General features: G+C 67.3%; 17 protein-coding genes. 7 read left to right on the forward strand and 10 right to left on the reverse strand.

Going from position 1 to position 16,413, the window contains the following annotated elements; all coding sequences use genetic code 11:
- Positions 1 to 146 precede the first annotated feature (146 nt).
- The 4 genes from DFR24_RS05720 (at position 147) to DFR24_RS05735 (ending at position 2,593) form a co-directional block, all read left to right on the forward strand.
- The gene (locus tag DFR24_RS05720; RefSeq protein WP_133880348.1) at positions 147 to 518 is read left to right on the forward strand and encodes a hypothetical protein; all 372 of its coding nucleotides are present in this window, start codon (positions 147 to 149) and stop codon (positions 516 to 518) included.
- A gap of 126 nt (positions 519 to 644) precedes the next feature.
- Complete coding sequence (locus DFR24_RS05725) at positions 645 to 1,523, forward strand: alpha/beta fold hydrolase (RefSeq protein ID WP_133880349.1); 879 nt, start codon at positions 645 to 647, stop codon at positions 1,521 to 1,523.
- 49 nt (positions 1,524 to 1,572) lie between these two features.
- Positions 1,573 to 2,199 carry a pyridoxamine 5'-phosphate oxidase family protein gene (locus DFR24_RS05730; RefSeq protein ID WP_407075115.1) on the forward strand — a complete coding sequence of 209 codons (627 nt, stop codon included), beginning with the start codon at positions 1,573 to 1,575 and terminating at the stop codon, positions 2,197 to 2,199.
- Positions 2,200 to 2,380: 181 nt separating this feature from the next.
- On the forward strand, positions 2,381 to 2,593 hold the full coding sequence (locus DFR24_RS05735) for a dodecin (protein ID WP_210772436.1): 213 nt from the start codon (positions 2,381 to 2,383) through the stop codon (positions 2,591 to 2,593).
- Between the two features lie 52 nt (positions 2,594 to 2,645).
- On the opposite strand, the gene DFR24_RS05740 is transcribed toward DFR24_RS05735, so the two are convergent.
- Positions 2,646 to 3,662, reverse strand: coding sequence for an LLM class flavin-dependent oxidoreductase (locus DFR24_RS05740; protein WP_162851068.1), 1,017 nt, complete (start codon positions 3,660 to 3,662; stop codon positions 2,646 to 2,648).
- Between the two features lie 175 nt (positions 3,663 to 3,837).
- Between DFR24_RS05740 and DFR24_RS05745 the strand changes: the two genes are divergently transcribed.
- Positions 3,838 to 4,332: a nitroreductase family deazaflavin-dependent oxidoreductase gene (locus DFR24_RS05745; protein ID WP_133880353.1), complete on the forward strand. Its 495-nt coding sequence runs from the start codon at positions 3,838 to 3,840 to the stop codon at positions 4,330 to 4,332.
- An 11-nt stretch (positions 4,333 to 4,343) separates the two neighbouring features.
- On the opposite strand, the gene cofD is transcribed toward DFR24_RS05745, so the two are convergent.
- The 9 genes from cofD to DFR24_RS05790 all read right to left on the reverse strand — a co-directional run bounded on the left by cofD (position 4,344) and on the right by DFR24_RS05790 (position 13,884).
- On the reverse strand, positions 4,344 to 5,291 hold the full coding sequence (gene cofD / locus DFR24_RS05750; RefSeq protein WP_133880354.1) for a 2-phospho-L-lactate transferase: 948 nt from the start codon (positions 5,289 to 5,291) through the stop codon (positions 4,344 to 4,346).
- Complete coding sequence (gene cofE, locus DFR24_RS05755) at positions 5,288 to 6,070, reverse strand: coenzyme F420-0:L-glutamate ligase (protein WP_133880355.1); 783 nt, start codon at positions 6,068 to 6,070, stop codon at positions 5,288 to 5,290. Before cofE ends, cofD begins: the two co-directional genes overlap by 4 nt.
- Positions 6,067 to 8,493, reverse strand: coding sequence for a 5-amino-6-(D-ribitylamino)uracil--L-tyrosine 4-hydroxyphenyl transferase CofH (gene cofH / locus DFR24_RS05760; protein ID WP_210772435.1), 2,427 nt, complete (start codon positions 8,491 to 8,493; stop codon positions 6,067 to 6,069). The genes cofE and cofH overlap by 4 nt, the downstream gene beginning before the upstream one ends.
- Positions 8,490 to 9,140: a 2-phospho-L-lactate guanylyltransferase gene (gene cofC / locus DFR24_RS05765; RefSeq protein WP_133880356.1), complete on the reverse strand. Its 651-nt coding sequence runs from the start codon at positions 9,138 to 9,140 to the stop codon at positions 8,490 to 8,492. The genes cofH and cofC overlap by 4 nt, the downstream gene beginning before the upstream one ends.
- 4 nt (positions 9,141 to 9,144) lie before the next feature.
- The gene (gene gnd, locus DFR24_RS05770) at positions 9,145 to 10,122 is read right to left on the reverse strand and encodes a phosphogluconate dehydrogenase (NAD(+)-dependent, decarboxylating) (RefSeq protein ID WP_133880357.1); all 978 of its coding nucleotides are present in this window, start codon (positions 10,120 to 10,122) and stop codon (positions 9,145 to 9,147) included.
- Positions 10,123 to 10,236: 114 nt separating this feature from the next.
- Complete coding sequence (gene fgd / locus DFR24_RS05775; RefSeq protein ID WP_133880358.1) at positions 10,237 to 11,247, reverse strand: glucose-6-phosphate dehydrogenase (coenzyme-F420); 1,011 nt, start codon at positions 11,245 to 11,247, stop codon at positions 10,237 to 10,239.
- A 22-nt stretch (positions 11,248 to 11,269) separates the two neighbouring features.
- On the reverse strand, positions 11,270 to 12,241 hold the full coding sequence (locus DFR24_RS05780) for an LLM class flavin-dependent oxidoreductase (RefSeq protein WP_133880359.1): 972 nt from the start codon (positions 12,239 to 12,241) through the stop codon (positions 11,270 to 11,272).
- A gap of 223 nt (positions 12,242 to 12,464) precedes the next feature.
- The gene (locus DFR24_RS05785; RefSeq protein ID WP_133880360.1) at positions 12,465 to 13,538 is read right to left on the reverse strand and encodes an LLM class flavin-dependent oxidoreductase; all 1,074 of its coding nucleotides are present in this window, start codon (positions 13,536 to 13,538) and stop codon (positions 12,465 to 12,467) included.
- Between the two features lie 91 nt (positions 13,539 to 13,629).
- Positions 13,630 to 13,884 carry a hypothetical protein gene (locus tag DFR24_RS05790; RefSeq protein WP_133880361.1) on the reverse strand — a complete coding sequence of 85 codons (255 nt, stop codon included), beginning with the start codon at positions 13,882 to 13,884 and terminating at the stop codon, positions 13,630 to 13,632.
- Positions 13,885 to 14,163: 279 nt separating this feature from the next.
- Between DFR24_RS05790 and DFR24_RS05795 the strand changes: the two genes are divergently transcribed.
- Together DFR24_RS05795 and DFR24_RS05800 are read left to right on the forward strand one after the other, a co-directional pair.
- Entirely contained in the window at positions 14,164 to 15,432 is a 1,269-nt protein-coding gene (locus tag DFR24_RS05795) for an ATP-binding protein (protein WP_407075116.1), read from the forward strand.
- Positions 15,429 to 16,367, forward strand: coding sequence for a response regulator (locus DFR24_RS05800; RefSeq protein WP_133880363.1), 939 nt, complete (start codon positions 15,429 to 15,431; stop codon positions 16,365 to 16,367). The genes DFR24_RS05795 and DFR24_RS05800 overlap by 4 nt, the downstream gene beginning before the upstream one ends.
- Positions 16,368 to 16,413 lie beyond the last annotated feature (46 nt).

Raw genomic sequence — 16,413 nt, forward strand, 5'->3', positions numbered from 1 at the left:
CGGCCCGTCCGTTCTTGGTCCTCGTGCGTTGTCGCCAACGACGTAGAAGCTCCTATCGACGGACGACTGTGTGAGCGCGGAAACCCGGGGCACGATAATCGCGGAGGGCTGTGCACACGATCGTGTCCATCACTCAGGAGCCAGCCATGAAATCCACCCCTACCCCCACACGTCGCCGCTCACCCTCGCAGGGTCGCCGCCGGACGACGGCCAAGACAACCGCGACAAAAGGACGCTCACGCGCCGTCGCGCCGCTGATCGAGGAAGGCGCAGCAATCGCCGAGGCCGCGCTGCAGCACAGCCGCTTCGCAGCGCTCGCCCGCTTCGCGCCATCGGTCGTCGTGGCTGTCGGCGGTTATGCGCGCCGCAAGCCGGTCAAGGCCGCCGGCCTCGCGCTGGGACTCGGCGGACTGCTGTATCTGACCCGGACGTTGTGGGCAAAAGACCCTGCCGCTTCCGCGTCTCGCACGGCGCGAAAAGCATCGCGAACGGCCACGCCTGCAAGCGCGGCTGCGTGATTCGGCGAGGGAGCGGTCGGGAGCCGGCATTACGTCCTGAGTAATTGCTGGCACCCCTTCGTCTGAATACGGTGCGCTCGGCGGAAGAGTCCTGTTCCAAGGCCGAGATCACGCACCGAGTCCCTCATGACACCCCAGCAATTCAGGAAGGCCCAGCAACGCGTCGACACCCGTTCCGGAACCATCGCCTGCTTCGAACAGGGAAGCGGTCCGGAGACACTTTTCCTGCACGGCCTGCCGCTGTGCAGCTACCAGTGGCGTGACGTCATCGAGCGCCTCGCGCCGCATCGGCGATGCATCGCCCCGGACCTGATGGGCCTCGGCTATTCCGATGTGCCGGCCGGCCAGGACATTTCGTTCGCGTCGCAGGCCAGCATGGTGGCGGCGCTGCTGGACGCGCTCGACATCCAGACCGTCGATCTGGTGGGCAGCGACACCGGTGGCGGCATCGCCCAGATCTTCGCCGCGACGCATCCGTCGCGTGTGCGCAGCCTGACGCTGGCCAATTGCGAGGTGCTCGATCTCTGGCCGAACGCGCTCCTGACCGGGTTCTACAAAGCCGTCGTCGCCGGCGACATCACGGCGGCGATGCGCGTGATGCTGACCGACACCGCCTTCGGGCAGCAGCAGCTCGGAGCGCTGGTCTACGAGAACGTCGCGACGTTCAGTACCGGGAACATCCAGCTTTATCTCGAACCTCTGCTGGCCTCGGAGAAACGGATCGAGCAGTTCAAGAAGCTCGCCGACTGGGCGACCAACCGATCGCAGCTGATGGCCGCGGCACCGCAACTGAAGGCGTCGAAGATTCCCTCGCAGGTCATCTGGGGCGACGGCGACGTGGTGTTCGACACCGCACCGTCGCTTGCATGGCTGCGCGAAAATCTCGGTGGGCTGCAGCAGATCAGCGTGATCCCGGGAGGAAAGCTGTTCTTCCCCGAGGAACATCCCGAGCGGGTGGCCTCGATCCTCGCGCAGTTCTGGACGATGGCCGCCGGCCCGGATTGAGCGTCAGCCCCAACGAAGGTGCTGACGAGGCAGCCGCGCGACGGGCAGAATCCGCTCCATGGACGAGTTCTCCAGCGACGTCGCCTTCACGCCCGCGGTCAAGAGGATCCAGGAAGAACGCGGCTCGCGGCGAGGCTTTCGCGAGATGGAGGACGACGGCGGGTGGCGCACGACGATCACCCCCGGCCTCGCGGACTACCTGGCGGCGCGAGACAGTTTCTACCTGGGCAGCGCCAGCCGCGACGGCCAGCCGTACATCCAGCATCGCGGCGGACCGCCCGGCTTCATCCGCGTCCTCAAACCTTCGCTGCTCGGCTTCATCGACTTTGCGGGAAACCGGCAATACATCAGCACCGGCAATTTCTCGGAGAACCCGCGGGCGATCCTGTTCCTGATGGACTACGCGAACCGGCGCCGCGTGAAGATCTGGGGCCGTGCCCGGGTCATCGCGCTCAACGATCGCGTCCGCGAGCGGTTCATGCCGCCCGATTACCGCGCACGCCCGGAGCAGGCCATCCTGTTTCGCGTGAAGGCCTGGGACACCAACTGCCAGCAGCACATCCCGCGCAAGTACGACGCGAAGACGGTCGACACCACGGTCCAGGCCTTGCGCGAACGGATCGAGGCGCTGGAAGCGGAGAACCGCGAACTTCGCGAACGTCCCGGACCGGCTTAGGACCCTCTGCGCAGATCCTGTCGGGCTGACGCCCCTGCTACATGCATCTCGACCCTGTCGGAGGGGCGTCAGCCTCGACTGCCCGTCCGGAGATGCCCGTCGTGAGGACGCCATTCAGGCACCCGTCATGCTGGCTCCCGAGCATCGATCCTTCCTCACTCCGAACAGAAGGAAGCATCTCGTGGAAGACCATCACGTCTACAAAACGCTGGAACTGACCGGCTCTTCGCCGAAGAGCATCGAGGACGCGATCGAGACGGCGATCGGCCGTGCTTCGAAGACCATTCGCAACATCAAGTGGGTCGAGGTGCTGCAGCAGCGTGCCCATGTCGAGAACGGCAAGATCGCGCACTGGCAGGTGACGATGAAGGTGGGCTTCACGCTCGATGCGTGATGCAGCGGCGTCCGGCACCTGACCGGGTGCCGGACGTCGACGACTCGCAGGCTCAGGCCGTCATCGCCCGCCTGATCGCCATGACCGGACGATGCGCGTCGCAGAGATTCGCGGCGCCGGCGCCACCGACGTTGAGATAGATCACTTCGTCGATCAGCCCCTCGTAGGCCTTCAGGCGCTGCGCGCACTGCGCCGATGTGCCGACGAAGGCCAGGCGGTCCGCCACCGCGTCGTCCATCTGATCCACCGCGGCCTGGATCTTTCCCTGTGGACCGAAGCGCGCGCAGGCATCGGCGGCTTTCGAGAACCCCTGCTCGCGCAGCAGGAAGTCGTAGTAAGGGTGCGGAATCGGATCGAAGAAACTGCAGATCGTCGCCTTGATGGTGGCGCGCGCACGATCGAGATTCTCATCCACCGCGATCAGGCCGCCCATCGGCACCTGCAGCTTCGTCGCCTCACGTCCTGCTGCGCTCGCCGCCTCGACGATCGAAGGCCGGATCTTGTCGCGCACGTACTCGGGCGACATCAGCACGCCCAGCGCGACGCCGTCGGCCACGGATGCGGCCACGCGGATCATCTTGGGACCGATGGCCGCCAGCCACACCGGGATGCTGGCGCGCACCGGCGCCACCCGTGGCTCCCACTGCATCTGGTGGATCTGCCCTTCATAACGAACGGCGCGCCCTAGCGGCGCCCGCACGATCTGCTGCAGCAGCTCGACGTATTCGCGCATCTTCGTCAGCGGACGCCCGGTCTCCAGGCCCTGGAAGCGTCGATTGATGTGCACGTTGCCAGGCCCGACGCCCAGGATCAGGCGTCCGCCCGAGAGCTCGTCGAGATCGACGGCGCTCAGGCCCGCGATGTACGGCGTGCGGGCGTAGGCGTTGAGGATGTAGGGCCCGAGGGCGATCCGCGTGGTGGCGGCGGCGATGGCCGCGAGTGGCACGAAGCCGCTGCGATAGGCCTCGACGCAATACACCGCGTCCATGCCCTCGGCCTCCGCCACGCGAGCCGTCTCGACGATCTGGCTCAGCGGCGCTCCGCCGGTGAACAGCAATCCCTGGCGCATCGCGATCTCCCTGGACCTGCGCGGCGCCGCCCCTGCTGCGCCCCGGCCCCAGAGGCTGGGGTCATCGAAGGGCGGCGGAAATCGGGGCAAACCCTCAACAGGTCCGATCGATCCGGGCTCGCCGTAAACTCGGGGCCACGCGATCCCCCTTTCCGTGCATCCCGAGGAGCAGCTCATGAGCGACGAGCGCAAGCCAGAACCCCCGATCCTGACGGAGTTCCATGAAAAGGCGAAGCAACACGTGGTGCCGGACTGGATCGTCCAGCACCTCGAGGAATACGACCGTGATCCCGAGGCTGCGCACTACTGGGACGGCAGCGCTTTCGGCGGTCACCAGAAGACGCCGACCCTGCTGCTGACCACGCGCGGCCGCAAGACCGGCCGCCTGATCACGATGCCGCTGATCTACGGAGAGGACGGCGCGAACTACGTCATCGTCGGTTCCAAGGGCGGCGCCCCGCAGAACCCGGCGTGGGTCTTCAACCTCGAGGCCGATCCGAAGGTCCAGGTGCAGGTCGTCCGCGATCGCTTCGACGCGGTCGCGCGCATCGCTGGCGGCGAAGAGCGCAAGCGCTTGTGGGAAATGATGGTCGGCGTCTATCCGCCGTATCGCGATTACCAGAAGCGCACCGAACGCGAGATCCCGGTCGTCGTCCTGACGCGGGCCTGAGGCTCGCCGCGCTAACCCTTCCGTTGTCGCGCCAGGTCCAGGCAGGCCTGGGCCAGCGCGAAGCGGTCGTCGTCGTTGCGCATCCACGTCGGCGCAACGGCGAATCGCGGATCACCGGCCACGCGTGATGCGTCGCAGGTGTCGACCACCACGCAATCGACGAAGTCCGCGTAGAGCTCGGCGATCACGGTCGCCGTCGGCTCCACGCCGAGCTCGCGCATGATCTTCGCCGTGGGTCCCTTCACCGCTTCGCCGCCGATGATCGGCGACACCGCGATCACCGGCGCGTGCGTGACGCGCAATGCCGTACGCAGCGCCGGGATGGCCAGCATCGGCGCCACGCTCAGGTAGGGATTCGACGGACACACGATGATGGCCGAGAGCGCGGGATCGGCCAGCACCTCGGCAAGGCCCGGTGACAGCGTCGCCTCCTCGGCGCCCTCGAACGTCAGCGCGCGCACGGCCGGCTGGCAACGCCGGCGCACGAAGTAATCCTGAAAGCCGAGTTCGCCGTCGGCGACGGTGTGAACACGGGTGCGCAGGCGCGCGTCCGTCACCGGCACGATGCGATGTGACACGTCCAGGCGACGCGAAAGATCCTGCGTCACCTCGCTCAGCGACCGACCCTGCGCCAGAAGCTGTCGACGCACGAGGTGCAGCGCGAGGTCGCGATCGCCCAGCAGGAACCAGTCCTCGCCACCCAGGCTGCGCATCGCATCGAGCGTGTGCCAGGTCTCCTGGTCGCGTCCCCATCCCTGCCCGCGATGCACGACACCGCCCAGCGTGTACAGGACGGTGTCCAGGTCCGGACAGATCGTCAGGCCCAGGTGCTCGAAATCGTCGCCGACATTCACGGCGATGGTCAGGGCTTCGGGCGCCAGCACGCGCGCAAGTCCTGCTGCGAGTCGCGCGCCGCCGACGCCGCCGGACAACGCGAGCACGCGCGGACTCGACGTCATCGAAACAGGTCTTCGGCGGACGATCGGACGAGCACGCGCGCGGCGCGCGGGTTCTGCAGGTAACGCTGAGGCACGCCGCGCACACGCACCACCGGCCGGCCTTCAGCTGCTTCGCCGAGCACCATCGACGCTGCGGCGCACAGCTGATCGGCGATCGCCAGCTGCGTGACCTGAAGTGACCGGCCCTGCCGGTCCAACTGGCCGCGCAGATCCACCAGGGCTTCGAGGCCTGCGCAACCGATGCACACGCCGCAGACGCCCAGGCGCCACGGACGACCGAAACTGTCCGCGATCAGCACCGCGATCTTCACGCCGAAGCGCGCATGAACCGCGTCGACCAGGCGCTGCGCACTCAGGTCAGGGTCGACCGGAAGGAGCAGCACGCGCTCGTCGCCGTCGGGAACGTTGGACTGGTCGATGGCGGCGTTGGCCACGACGAAGCCGAGCCGGTGACGGGCGATCAGCACGTTCGGCGCCACGCGCACGATCTCGCTGGACTCGCGCAGCACCAGTTCCACCAGCCGCGGATCCTTGCCGCATCGTGCTGCCAGCGACAGCGCCTCGGCGCGCGGCTCGACGGTGTCGAGCGACACGAACCGGTTTTCCGACTTGGAGACGATCTTCTGCGCCAGCACCAGCACGTCGCCGTCGGCCAGAGGAGCCGGCGCGGCAGGCCGATCCAGCGCCTCGGCGAGCAAGGCCGCGAGGTCGTCGCCGGCGCGCACCTCGGGCAGACCATCGACGGCCTCGAACGTCAGCGCATGCGAAGGAACGCTCACGCCGAAATCGATGATCGTCCGGTGACCGGGGCGTTGTGTACGGCCAGCAGCGGAAGTGCCGATCGCCCCGCCTGCATGCGCGCTTCGTCGACGGTCCCGTACAGGGTCGTGCGTTGTCGCGAAGGGCGGCCGATGTCGCCTGCGAGCGCTTCCATCTGCTCCGGCGAGAACTCCTGGCCGTGTGCGGCGCCCGCGGCGCGGCTGATGGATTCGTTCATCAGCGTGCCGCCCAGATCATTCGCACCCGACTGCAGGCAGCGCTGCGCCCACTGCGGGCCGAGCTTGACCCACGAGGCCTGGATGTTGGGGATCAGCGGATGCAGCGCCAGGCGCGCCACCGCGTGCATCAGCAGCGCTTCGCGCAGGGTCGGGCCCTTGCGAGCGCGGCCGCGCAGGTACATCGGCGCCTCCATGTGCACGAACGGCAGCGGTACGAATTCGGTGAGCCCGCCGGTCTCCGCCTGCAGCGCACGCAGGCGCAACAGGTGTCGAGCCCAGTGCCGATAGCCTTCGATGTGCCCGTACATGATCGTCGAGGTCGTGCGCAGGCCCACGCGATGCGCCTGGCGGATCACGTCGAGCCAGCCGTCGGTATCCAGCTTGTCCGGCGCGATCTGGCGCCGGATCTCGTCGTCGAGAATCTCGGCGGCGGTTCCGGGCAGTGACCCGAGACCAGCGGCACGCAAGGCCTGCAGGAATTCGGTGACCGACACGCCGAGCGTGCGCGCGCCGTGGCTGACTTCGAGCGGAGAAAAAGCATGCACGTGCATCTGGGGCACGGCGGCTTTCGCGGTGCGGCAGATATCCAGGTAGGTCTGGCCGGTGAAAGCGGGATGGATGCCGCCCTGCATGCAGACCTCGGTTGCGCCGCGGTCCCAGGCCTCGCGCACGCGGCGCGCAATCTCGTCGTGATCGATCAGGTACGGACGGCCGCGCAGCGCCTCGTGGGCGCGGCCTTTCGAGAAGGCGCAGAAGCCGCATTTGTAGAGGCACACGTTGGTGTAGTTGATGTTGCGCACCACCGCGTACGTCACCACGTCTCCGACCGTCTCGGCGCGCAAGGCATCGGCCGCCGTGCAGACGCGCGTGAAGTCTTCTCCGCGAGCCGAGAACAGGGCTTCGATCTGCGTCTCGTCGAGCGTGTCGCCCCGGCGTGCCGCGGACAGGATCGGTTCGAGGGCGGAACTACGGCGCGGCGGCATCAATGCCACATCACGCAGATCGTCGACGTTGCCGTCGCCCGGAACGCCGGCGGCCCACTGCCCCACTCTGGCCAGGCCGGTTCCATCCGACCAGCGCAGAACCGGCCCGTGCAGCGATTCCGCGATCCACGTGTCACGGTCCTGCACGTAGGACGGATATGCCGTGAGCCGCTCGACCAGGTTCGCGCCCGCCCGTGCCGTGTCGTCGGCCAGTCGATCCAGATGCGGCCACGGCGCCTCGGGGTTCACGTGATCGGGCGTCACCGGCGAGACGCCACCCCAGTCGTTGATGCCGGCTTGCACCAAGTCGACGAGATCGCCCGGATACAGATTCGGCGGCGCCTGCAGACTCATCTGCGGACCGAAGATCAGGCGCGCCGCAGCCACCGTCCAGCACAGCTCGTCCGCGCTGGGTTCCGGCGCGTCGTGCATCGCGGTGCCGGGCTTGGCGCGGAAGTTCTGGACGATCACTTCCTGCAGGTGCCCGTATCGCTGGGCCAGCTCGCGCAGCGCCAGCAGCGAGGCGATGCGCTCTTCACGCGTCTCGCCGATGCCGATCAGGATGCCGCTGGTCATCGGCACCTTCGCCTCGCCCGCCCAGCGCAAGGTCTCCAGGCGTCGTGCCGGCACCTTGTCCGGCGATCCGAAGTGCGGCCCGCCGCGTTCACACAGGCGCTCGGACACCGATTCGAGCATCAGCCCCATCGACGGCGCGACCTTGCGCAACTGCGCGATGTCGTCGGCCGAGAGCACGCCCGCGTTGATGTGCGGCAGCAGCCCGGTCTCTTTCAGCACGAGCCCCGCGACGTGAGCGAGGTAATCCACGGTCCGCGTGAAGCCGAGTTCGGCCAGCGCCTCACGCGCCCGCGCGTATCGCAGCTCCGGCTGGTCGCCGAGCGTGAACAGCACTTCCTTGCAGCCCATCGCCGCACCGGCACGCGCGATGCGCAGCACGTCATCCGGCAGCAGGTACGGCTTCTCCAGCCGACGCGGTGTCTTGGCGAACGTGCAGTAGTGGCAGACGTCGCGGCAGAGCTGCGTCAGCGGCACGAACACCTTTCGCGAATATGTGACCGTCGAACCGAAGCCAGCGTCGCGAAGCGCAGCGGCACGCGGTGCGAGCTCGCGCCAGTCGGCGATCTTCGCCAGCGCATAGGCGTCGGCGTCCGTGAGCAAGGCGGTAGGACTCTGCGGAGGCGTCGGCAGCATCGGAGCGTTCATGCGGCCGTTGTCGCCGGTTCGAGTCGCGCGCGCAGAACCGGCAGACCCTCGACGGCAACACGCGACTGCAGCCGCAGATGTTCGAGATCGGCAGGCACGTCGATGTCGAACGCGAGTTCGTCCAGCGACAGCGTGCAGTGCGTGCGCTTCGCAGCCCGCGCGGCGGCGAGATGACGTGAATAGCTGTCGGGACCGAAGCACGGCGCGATGGCGTCCGGCGGCGAACAGGCCAGCACATTGGTCCCGGCCCGGAATCGATCCGGCACGATGACGACGTCGTGCCGCGTCGACGCATCGACGACGACCTCGAGCGCGCGCGACGACACCAGCGGCAGATCGCCCGCCACCATCAGCACGCGGCGCAATGCGTGGGGACGCAGTTGTTCGATGGCCGACGCGAAGGCCTGTGCGGTTCCCGCTTCGACCGCCTCCTGCAGCACCCGCGCGCCGAGGCGTCGCGCAAAGGCCGCGACCTCCTCATCCGCCGTGATCACGGCTACGCGCTCGACGCCGCGCGTGGCCTTCAGTGCATTGATGGCCCGCTGTGCCAGTTCGAAGAAGTACGCCCTGCGATCGTCCGGCGACAGCACCGCAGCGAGGCGGGACTTCGCGAGATGCGGCGACTTCAGTGGCACGATGGCCCACATGGGATCAGGCCGGCTTCTCGACGTGACCGCCAAACTTGTAGCGCATCGCCGACAGCAGCTTCTCGGCGAACGTGTGGTCCTGCCGCGAGCGAAACCGGGCGAACAGCGCGGCGGTGAGCACTTCGGCCGGCACGGCCTCGTCGATGGCGGCCTGAACCGTCCAGCGGCCTTCACCCGAATCCTCGACCACGCCCGAGAAGCGGGACAGGGTCGGATTCTCGGCCAGCGCCTCGGCGGTGAGATCCAGCAACCAGGACGACACCACGCTGCCGCGGCGCCAGAGTTCGGCGACATCGGCGAGCGGGAAATCGTAGCGATGCCCTTCCGGCAGGCTGGATTTTCCAGCGTTGCGCAGGATGTCGAAGCCTTCCGCCATCGCCTGCATCATTCCGTACTCGATCCCGTTATGGATCATCTTGACGAAGTGACCCGCGCCCGCCGGTCCGCAGTACAGGTAACCCTGCTCCGCTCGCCGGTCGAAACCTTCGCGAGAGCCAGTGGCGGGAATGTCGCCGCGGCCGGGAGCCAGCGTCGAGAAGATCGGGTCCAGCCTCTCGAACGCGGAGGCATCTCCGCCCACCATCAGGCAGTAGCCGCGCTCGAGTCCGTGCACGCCGCCACTGGTGCCCACGTCGAGATAGCGGATGCCGCGCTCGGCCAACTGCGCGGCGCGGCGCACGTCGTCGTGAAAATGGCTGTTGCCGCCGTCGATCAGGATGTCGTCGCGCTGCAGTCGCTGCGCAATGAACTGCAGGCTGTTCTCGGTATTGTCGCCGTGCGGCAGCATCAGCCAGATGGCGCGCGGCGGCGCCAGGCGGGCAATCAGTTCATCCAGGCTCGTCACACCCACCGCGCCGTCCTGCGCCAGCGCGTTCACGGCACCGGTGTTGATGTCAAACGCCACGACCTCATGCCCCGCGCGCATCAGGCGTCGCGAAAGATTCGCGCCCATGCGTCCGAGACCCACCATGCCGATCTGCATCACCGTCTCCCTGCCGATTGCCTGATCGTCATACCTTCCCACGACGAGGCACGCAGCAACAGGTGCCCGGACGAGCAGTCTTGCCGAGAACCGCGTCGTGGCGGTCCATGAGCGTCAACCGAAGGCCCGGCGCAGAGGCTCGGCGAGGCGTTCGCCGAACAGCTTGAGAAAGCGCGCCTGGTCCGGACCCGGCGCGTGAAACACCAGGTGGTTGAAGCCCAGATCGACATACGGCCGCACCTTCTCGATCACCTCGTCGACGTCGTCGCTGACGATCCAGCGCGAGGCCGCGCGCTCGATGGGCAGCGCATCCGCCAGCCGCTCCATCTCGCAAGGATCCTCGACGTTCATCTTCTCTTCCGGCGACAGCGACAGCGGCGCCCAGAAGCGCGTGTCGTCGCGCGCCCGGTTGCGATCGGTGTCGAACGAAAGCTTCATCTCGATCAGGCGATCGATGCCATCGGATGGCTTGCCGGCCTTGGCCAGCCCGGCCTCGACGTTCGGCAGCAGCGTCTCCGAGTACAAAGGCCAGGGCTTGCCGCTGGTGCAGATGAAGCCGTCCGCCTGCTCGCCGGCCAGCTTGGCCATGTACGGGCCCGCGCCGGCGACGTAGATCGGCACCGGCTCGGCCGGCCGGTCGTAGATCGTCGCGTTGTGCGTCTTGTAGAACTTGCCCTCGTAGCTCAGCCGCTCTTCGCGCCACAGGCGGCGGATGAGATCGAGCGCTTCCTTGAAGCGCGCGGTCCGCTCGGATTGCTCGGGCCAGGCCAGGCCGCTCGAAGGGACTTCGTTGAGCGATTCACCGGTGCCGATGCCCAGCGCCACGCGGCCCGGGAACAGCGCGCCCAGCGTGCCGAAGGCCTGCGCGACGATCGACGGGTGATAGCGGAACGTCGGCGTCAGCACGCTGGTGCCGAGCAGCACGCGATCGGTTCGCGCACCGAGCGCACCGAGCCACGCCAGCGAGAACGGTGCATGGCCGCCGACATGCCGCCAGGGCTGGAAATGATCGCTGATCCAGACCGAATCGAACCCGCTGTTCTCGGCGAGCACCGAGAATTCGAGCAGTTCGCGAGGGCCGAACTGCTCGGCCGACGCCTTGTAACCCAGCTTGAGTGCCGTCATGGCGCGAAGGATCGCATCGTGGTCAGCCCTGCATCATCTTGGCGAAGGCCTCGAGCTCGCGCGGAATGTCCGGACCCGCGGGCTGGAAGGCGACCTCCGTCGCGCCCTTGGCCTCCAGCGCGGCCAGACGCTCGCGCCAGGCGTCGCGGCTCATCGACATGTTGTTGCGCGCCAGCAGGTCACCGGTGATGTACGGCGCGTCCTGCGCGTTGACGCCGACGAGATGGCCATCGTGCATGGCGAGGTGACGCTTGTTGGCTGGCACGTTGTCGTACGCGTGCGCCCAGACTTCGCCGCCGGGAATCTGGTCGAGCATGTGGTGTTCGAGGAAGTAATGCAGCAGCACGCTGCCGCCGTGTCCTGCCGCGGCCATCGCGCGCGCGGAATCGGGCGATTCGCCCTTGTCCAGCACGGTGCCGAACAGCAGCACGACGCTCCAGTCGAATCCGGCCTGCGGTTCGAAGACGCCGAAGACGCCCTGCCCGAGTTCCTTGGCGATAGCGGCACCCTTGGGCCCGCCGGCGGCCACGACGAACGGCACGTCGATCGGCCGCTTCGCGCCGTAGCCGTCCCACTGCAGCATGCGCGTCATCGCGCCTTCCCACTCGACGTCCTCGCCTCGCAGCAGCCCGCGCAACGCGACCATGTATTCCGCGACGAAGCGCCACGTCAGCGGTCGCTGGCCCATGCTGACGCGCGCCGTGAATCCGGATCCGATGCCGACGACGACGCGATCCTGGCCCGCCGCCGACACCAGCGTGGCGATCGCTGCCGCCGTGACCATCGGGTGACGCAGATGGGGCACCAGCACGCCGGTCCCCAGCGAGATCCGCTTCGTGCGGTCGGCGGCGCGGCAAAGCTGCACCCAGACGTCCGGATACAGCGCGGGGGAATCGTAGAACCACGCCCGCTCGTAGCCGAGTTCTTCGGCGATACGAGCGTGTTCGTGGCTGGATTCCGACGTTGCGAATGCACAGGCCAGCTTGAGCGCCATGGCGAGCGTCCTCCTGAGTCACAAGGGAGCCGGCCGTGGCCGGCGGCGGTGGGGTCGAGTGTCGCGCCAGCGTGGAGCGCGGCCCATCCGGGTGCGTCCTAGGGACGACCTGCGTGGGTCCTGTCGGGGCTGACGCCCCTCCTCCAGGGTCGAGACATCTATAGGAGGGGCGTCAGCCCCGACCGCTTGGCTGGACGCGCCCGTCTTTACGTGAACCTGATGCCTATTTCGTCTGGAAACTCGGCATCACTTCCTTGGCGAACAGTTCCAGCGCGCGCGTCGCCTTGACCGGATCGGCGCCGGGCATCTGCGTTCCCATGACGAAGTGCGAGCAGTCGTATTCCTTGCGGAACTTCTCCATCTTGCGCGCCACCTCGTCCGGCGTGCCGATCATCATGCCCTCGGCGTACGGCGAGTAACGCAGCTTCTCCGGCGACGGGATCTCGCTCATCGCGCTGTCGCCTTCGGCGTCGTTGGCTTCCGACAACCAGTCGCCGTACAGCTTCAGCATGTGGTGCAGGTGCGGGGCGGTTTCTTCCCAGGCCTGGTCGGTCGTCTTCGCCGTGTAGACCATGCGCAGCTGCGCGATGTTGAAGGCGCTCGGGTCGCGGCCGGCTTCCTTGAGCGCGGCGCGGTACGACGGCGCCGGGTCCGGGCCGATCGTGGCCATCATGTGGAAGCCCATTCGGGCTGCGCGTGCCGTCGCCTTCTCGGTGCGGCAACCGATCCAGATCGGCGGCGACGGCTGCTGCACCGGGCGCGGATAGATCGTCATGTTCTCGACCTGCGTGAAGCGGCCGTCGAACGTGACGTTCTCTTCGGTGAACAGGCGCTGGACCAGCTCGATGCCCTCGGCCATGCGCGGCGCACGTTCGCGGCGTGGAATCTTCAGCGCCGAGAACTCGCCAGCGCGGTAACCCTGACCGACGCCGAGGTCGAACCGGCCGTTCGACAGGATGTCGATGCTCGTGACGTCCTCGGCGAGTCGCACCGGGTTGTGGAACGGCATCAGCAGCACGAAGGTGCCGATGCGAATGCGGCTGGTGCGAGCGGCGATCGCGGCGGCGACCGGCAAGGTCGCGGGGTTGTAGCCGTCCTCGACGAAGTGGTGCTCGGTGAGCCAGCAGTTGTCGAAACCGAGCTCTTCCATCCGCACGATCTCGTCGAGCTGCGATTTATAGAACTCCGGGTTGGGCTTGCGCCAGGGCTTCGGGTTCCGGAAATCGAACATCACGCCCATCTTCATGGTGCAGTCTCTCCCCTGGTCGGTGGCGAACGACAGCTGTGCGTCGTTCACCACCTTGGTTCGCAGACCTGCACCCAGCAATTAGGGCGACACCGGATGGGGGCTTGCCCAAGCGCCCCCGCTCACCCGGGTACCGCTGCCCTCACTTCTTGCAGGGAGAGAAGCTCACGCCGCCATCGGCACAGCGATAGACCGGGCTGGTGGTGTGGCTCTTGGCCTGGACATGCACGGCCGCTTTTTTTGCCGAGGCATCGGAAGCCGAGCTGACGATGTGCGCGGCAGCGAGCGAACCGATGAGCAGAAATCCGACACCCAGGCTGATCCAGAGCGTCGAGTCGGAACTCGAACCAAAAGGCTTGTCCATTGCGGCGCTCTGTGCCGACTGCTCCTGCGACATGAAATGACTCCATCGGGTGGGGGTCCGCGAATCGTCGCGGCAGCTCGTGCCAATGGTGCACGGAGTCCGACGTAAGGACCGTCACGGCAGCCGAACGTGACGCACGAATCGCCGGGCACGCCGTCGTGCCCACCCTCCACGCCAACGGCGTCGCATTCCGTTCACGTGCCCGCAACCGGAACTTCATGTCCGTCGACCTAGACTCGTTCGATGGACGACGCCCCACCTCGACGGCTGACGTCGCCGTCGACAACGGCGGAGGGCGACATCCGTCCTCTGATGCGCGCCGTCGGCCCCGTCGGGCCCCGCGCCACGATCGAACAGGCCGCGGATCTGTTCCTTGCTCCCGAGTTGTCCGGACTGCTGTGCCTGCCCGTCGTCGAAGGCGACCAGCTGGTCGGGACCATCAGCCGGCACCAGCTCAACGGGATCTTCCTTCGCCGTTTCGGCCGCGAACTCTACGGACCGCGCCCGGTCGAGCGGGTCACGAACCGCGCGCCGCTGGTGGTCGACATCGGGGTGAGCCTGGAGCAGGCGGCGGACTACGTCACCGGCCGCATGGGCAGCCCGATCACGGAGGACTTCGTCATCGTCGAGGGCGGTCGCTACCTCGGCATGGGCCTGGTGATGGACCTGCTCGGCGCGCTGCGCAGCCGCGTCAAGGCGGACACGCGCAAGCTGTCGGCGGCCTATCGGGAACTGAAGGCCTCGCAGGCGCAGCTCGTGCAGTCGGAGAAGATGGCGTCGCTCGGCCAGATGGTCGCGGGCGTGGCGCACGAGATCAACACACCGCTCGGCTATGTCCGCAACAACGTCGAGATGATGCGCGAGACCTTCGTGCAGTTGGGCGAAGTGGCGGCAGACGCCGACGGCATCGTCGAGGCCGCGCAGGTCGAGGGCGCAAGCCGGGTCGTCGATCGTTCCGCCCATGAACACCTGCGGGACCGGATCGAGATGCTGCGCGAATCCGGCGTGCTCGAAGATGCGGCAACGCTGTTCGACGACACGCTGCACGGCCTGGATTCGATCAAGGAGCTGGTGCTGGGCCTGCGCAACTTCTCGCGGCTGGATCAGGTGCACCAGGACGAAGTCTCGCTCAACGATTGCGTCGACCAGACGCTGGTCATCGCCCACAACCTCCTCAAGTCCAAGGTCGAGATCGTCCGGCGTTACGGCGAGATCCCGAAGGTCCGGTGCAGCCCGTCGCAGATCAACCAGATCCTGCTCAACCTGGTGACCAACGCGGCGCAGTCGATCGAGCACTCGAACGGCAAGCTGCTGCTGCGCACCGACAGCAACGAGCGCTGGGTGCGCGTGCACGTGCAGGACAACGGCAAGGGCATCGATCCGGACGTCCTGCCGCGCATCTTCGATCCGTTCTTCACCACCAAACCCGTCGGCCAGGGCACCGGGCTGGGGCTGTCGATCAGCTACCAGATCGCGCAGGCCCACGGCGGGCGCATCGACGTGGTGTCCGAAAAGGGACGCGGCACGAAGTTCGTGCTGAGCCTGCCGCTCCAGCCCACCACTCCAGCCGAGGCTTCGTGACGACCGCCGCTGCCAAGCCGACCCTGCTGCTGGTCGACGACGAGGAGCGCATCCTGCGTTCGCTCGCGATGATGTTCCGGCCCCACTTCCGCGTCCTGGCAACCACCGAACCCCGGCTCGCCATCGACTGCGTGCGGCGCGAGCGCGTCGACGTGATCGTTTCGGACCAGCGCATGCCCCAGATGTTGGGCGCCGAACTGCTGCGGGAAATCCGCGCGATCTCGCCCAACACGATGCGCATCCTGCTGACCGGCTATTCGGAACTCGATGCGGTCGTGGCCAGCGTCAACGAAGGCGAGATCTTCCGCTTCGTCAACAAGCCCTGGGACGTCCAGGACCTGCGCACGTCGGTGCAGCAGGCCTCCTTGATCGCCGAGGGCCTGTTCGCCGCGCATCTGAATCCTCACGTGCCGGAGACCAGCGCAGCGGCCATCCTGGTGATCGACGCCGATCCCTCGGTGACGCTCGCCGTGCGCGAACTGGCGCCGCCGTCTCGACGCATCATCGGCACGACGTCGATCGAGGCGGCGCTCGAGGAACTCGCCCGGCAGGAGATCGGCGTGATCGTCTCGGAGCTGCAGGTCGGCTCGCAGTCGGTCGTGCCCTTGCTCAAGTTGCTCAAGGCGCAACACCCGCAGGTCGTCACGCTGGTGATGACGCCGTTTCGAGATATCAACGTCCTGGTCGGCCTGATCAACCAGGGCCAGGTGTTCCGCTTCCTGCCCAAGCCGCTGCGGCGGAATCTGCTGTCGACGAGCCTGGTCGCCGCGATGGCACGTCATTCCGCGATGGTGGCGACACCTGCCTTGCGCGCTGCGCACCAGGTCGAATCCATCAAGGAGGCCTCGGAGGTTTCGATGGCGTCCCGCATCAGCGCTTTCATGGCGCGCCTCCGGGGTCGGATCAGCCCTGGGCTCGAGCCGGGACGGGCCTGAGACTGGAGCGGGAAAGTCCCGCGAAAACGAGACGTCTGGCAGCTTG

It is taken from the genome of Panacagrimonas perspica, assembly GCF_004364935.1.
Lineage (GTDB): Bacteria > Pseudomonadota > Gammaproteobacteria > Nevskiales > Nevskiaceae > Panacagrimonas > Panacagrimonas perspica.

Coding starts and splice junctions, on each gene's coding strand:
- DFR24_RS05745 (WP_133880353.1), top strand. CDS start 3,838: ATGAGCGACGAGCGCAAGCCAGAACCCCCGATCCTGACGGAGTTCCAT.
- DFR24_RS05720 (WP_133880348.1), top strand. CDS start 147: ATGAAATCCACCCCTACCCCCACACGTCGCCGCTCACCCTCGCAGGGT.
- DFR24_RS05780 (WP_133880359.1), bottom strand. CDS start 12,241: ATGGCGCTCAAGCTGGCCTGTGCATTCGCAACGTCGGAATCCAGCCAC.
- DFR24_RS05795 (WP_407075116.1), top strand. CDS start 14,164: ATGCGCGCCGTCGGCCCCGTCGGGCCCCGCGCCACGATCGAACAGGCC.
- fgd (WP_133880358.1), bottom strand. CDS start 11,247: ATGACGGCACTCAAGCTGGGTTACAAGGCGTCGGCCGAGCAGTTCGGC.
- cofC (WP_133880356.1), bottom strand. CDS start 9,140: ATGTGGGCCATCGTGCCACTGAAGTCGCCGCATCTCGCGAAGTCCCGC.
- DFR24_RS05790 (WP_133880361.1), bottom strand. CDS start 13,884: ATGTCGCAGGAGCAGTCGGCACAGAGCGCCGCAATGGACAAGCCTTTT.
- DFR24_RS05740 (WP_162851068.1), bottom strand. CDS start 3,662: ATGCGCCAGGGATTGCTGTTCACCGGCGGAGCGCCGCTGAGCCAGATC.
- gnd (WP_133880357.1), bottom strand. CDS start 10,122: ATGCAGATCGGCATGGTGGGTCTCGGACGCATGGGCGCGAATCTTTCG.
- cofH (WP_210772435.1), bottom strand. CDS start 8,493: ATGAACGCTCCGATGCTGCCGACGCCTCCGCAGAGTCCTACCGCCTTG.
- cofD (WP_133880354.1), bottom strand. CDS start 5,291: ATGACGTCGAGTCCGCGCGTGCTCGCGTTGTCCGGCGGCGTCGGCGGC.
- DFR24_RS05725 (WP_133880349.1), top strand. CDS start 645: ATGACACCCCAGCAATTCAGGAAGGCCCAGCAACGCGTCGACACCCGT.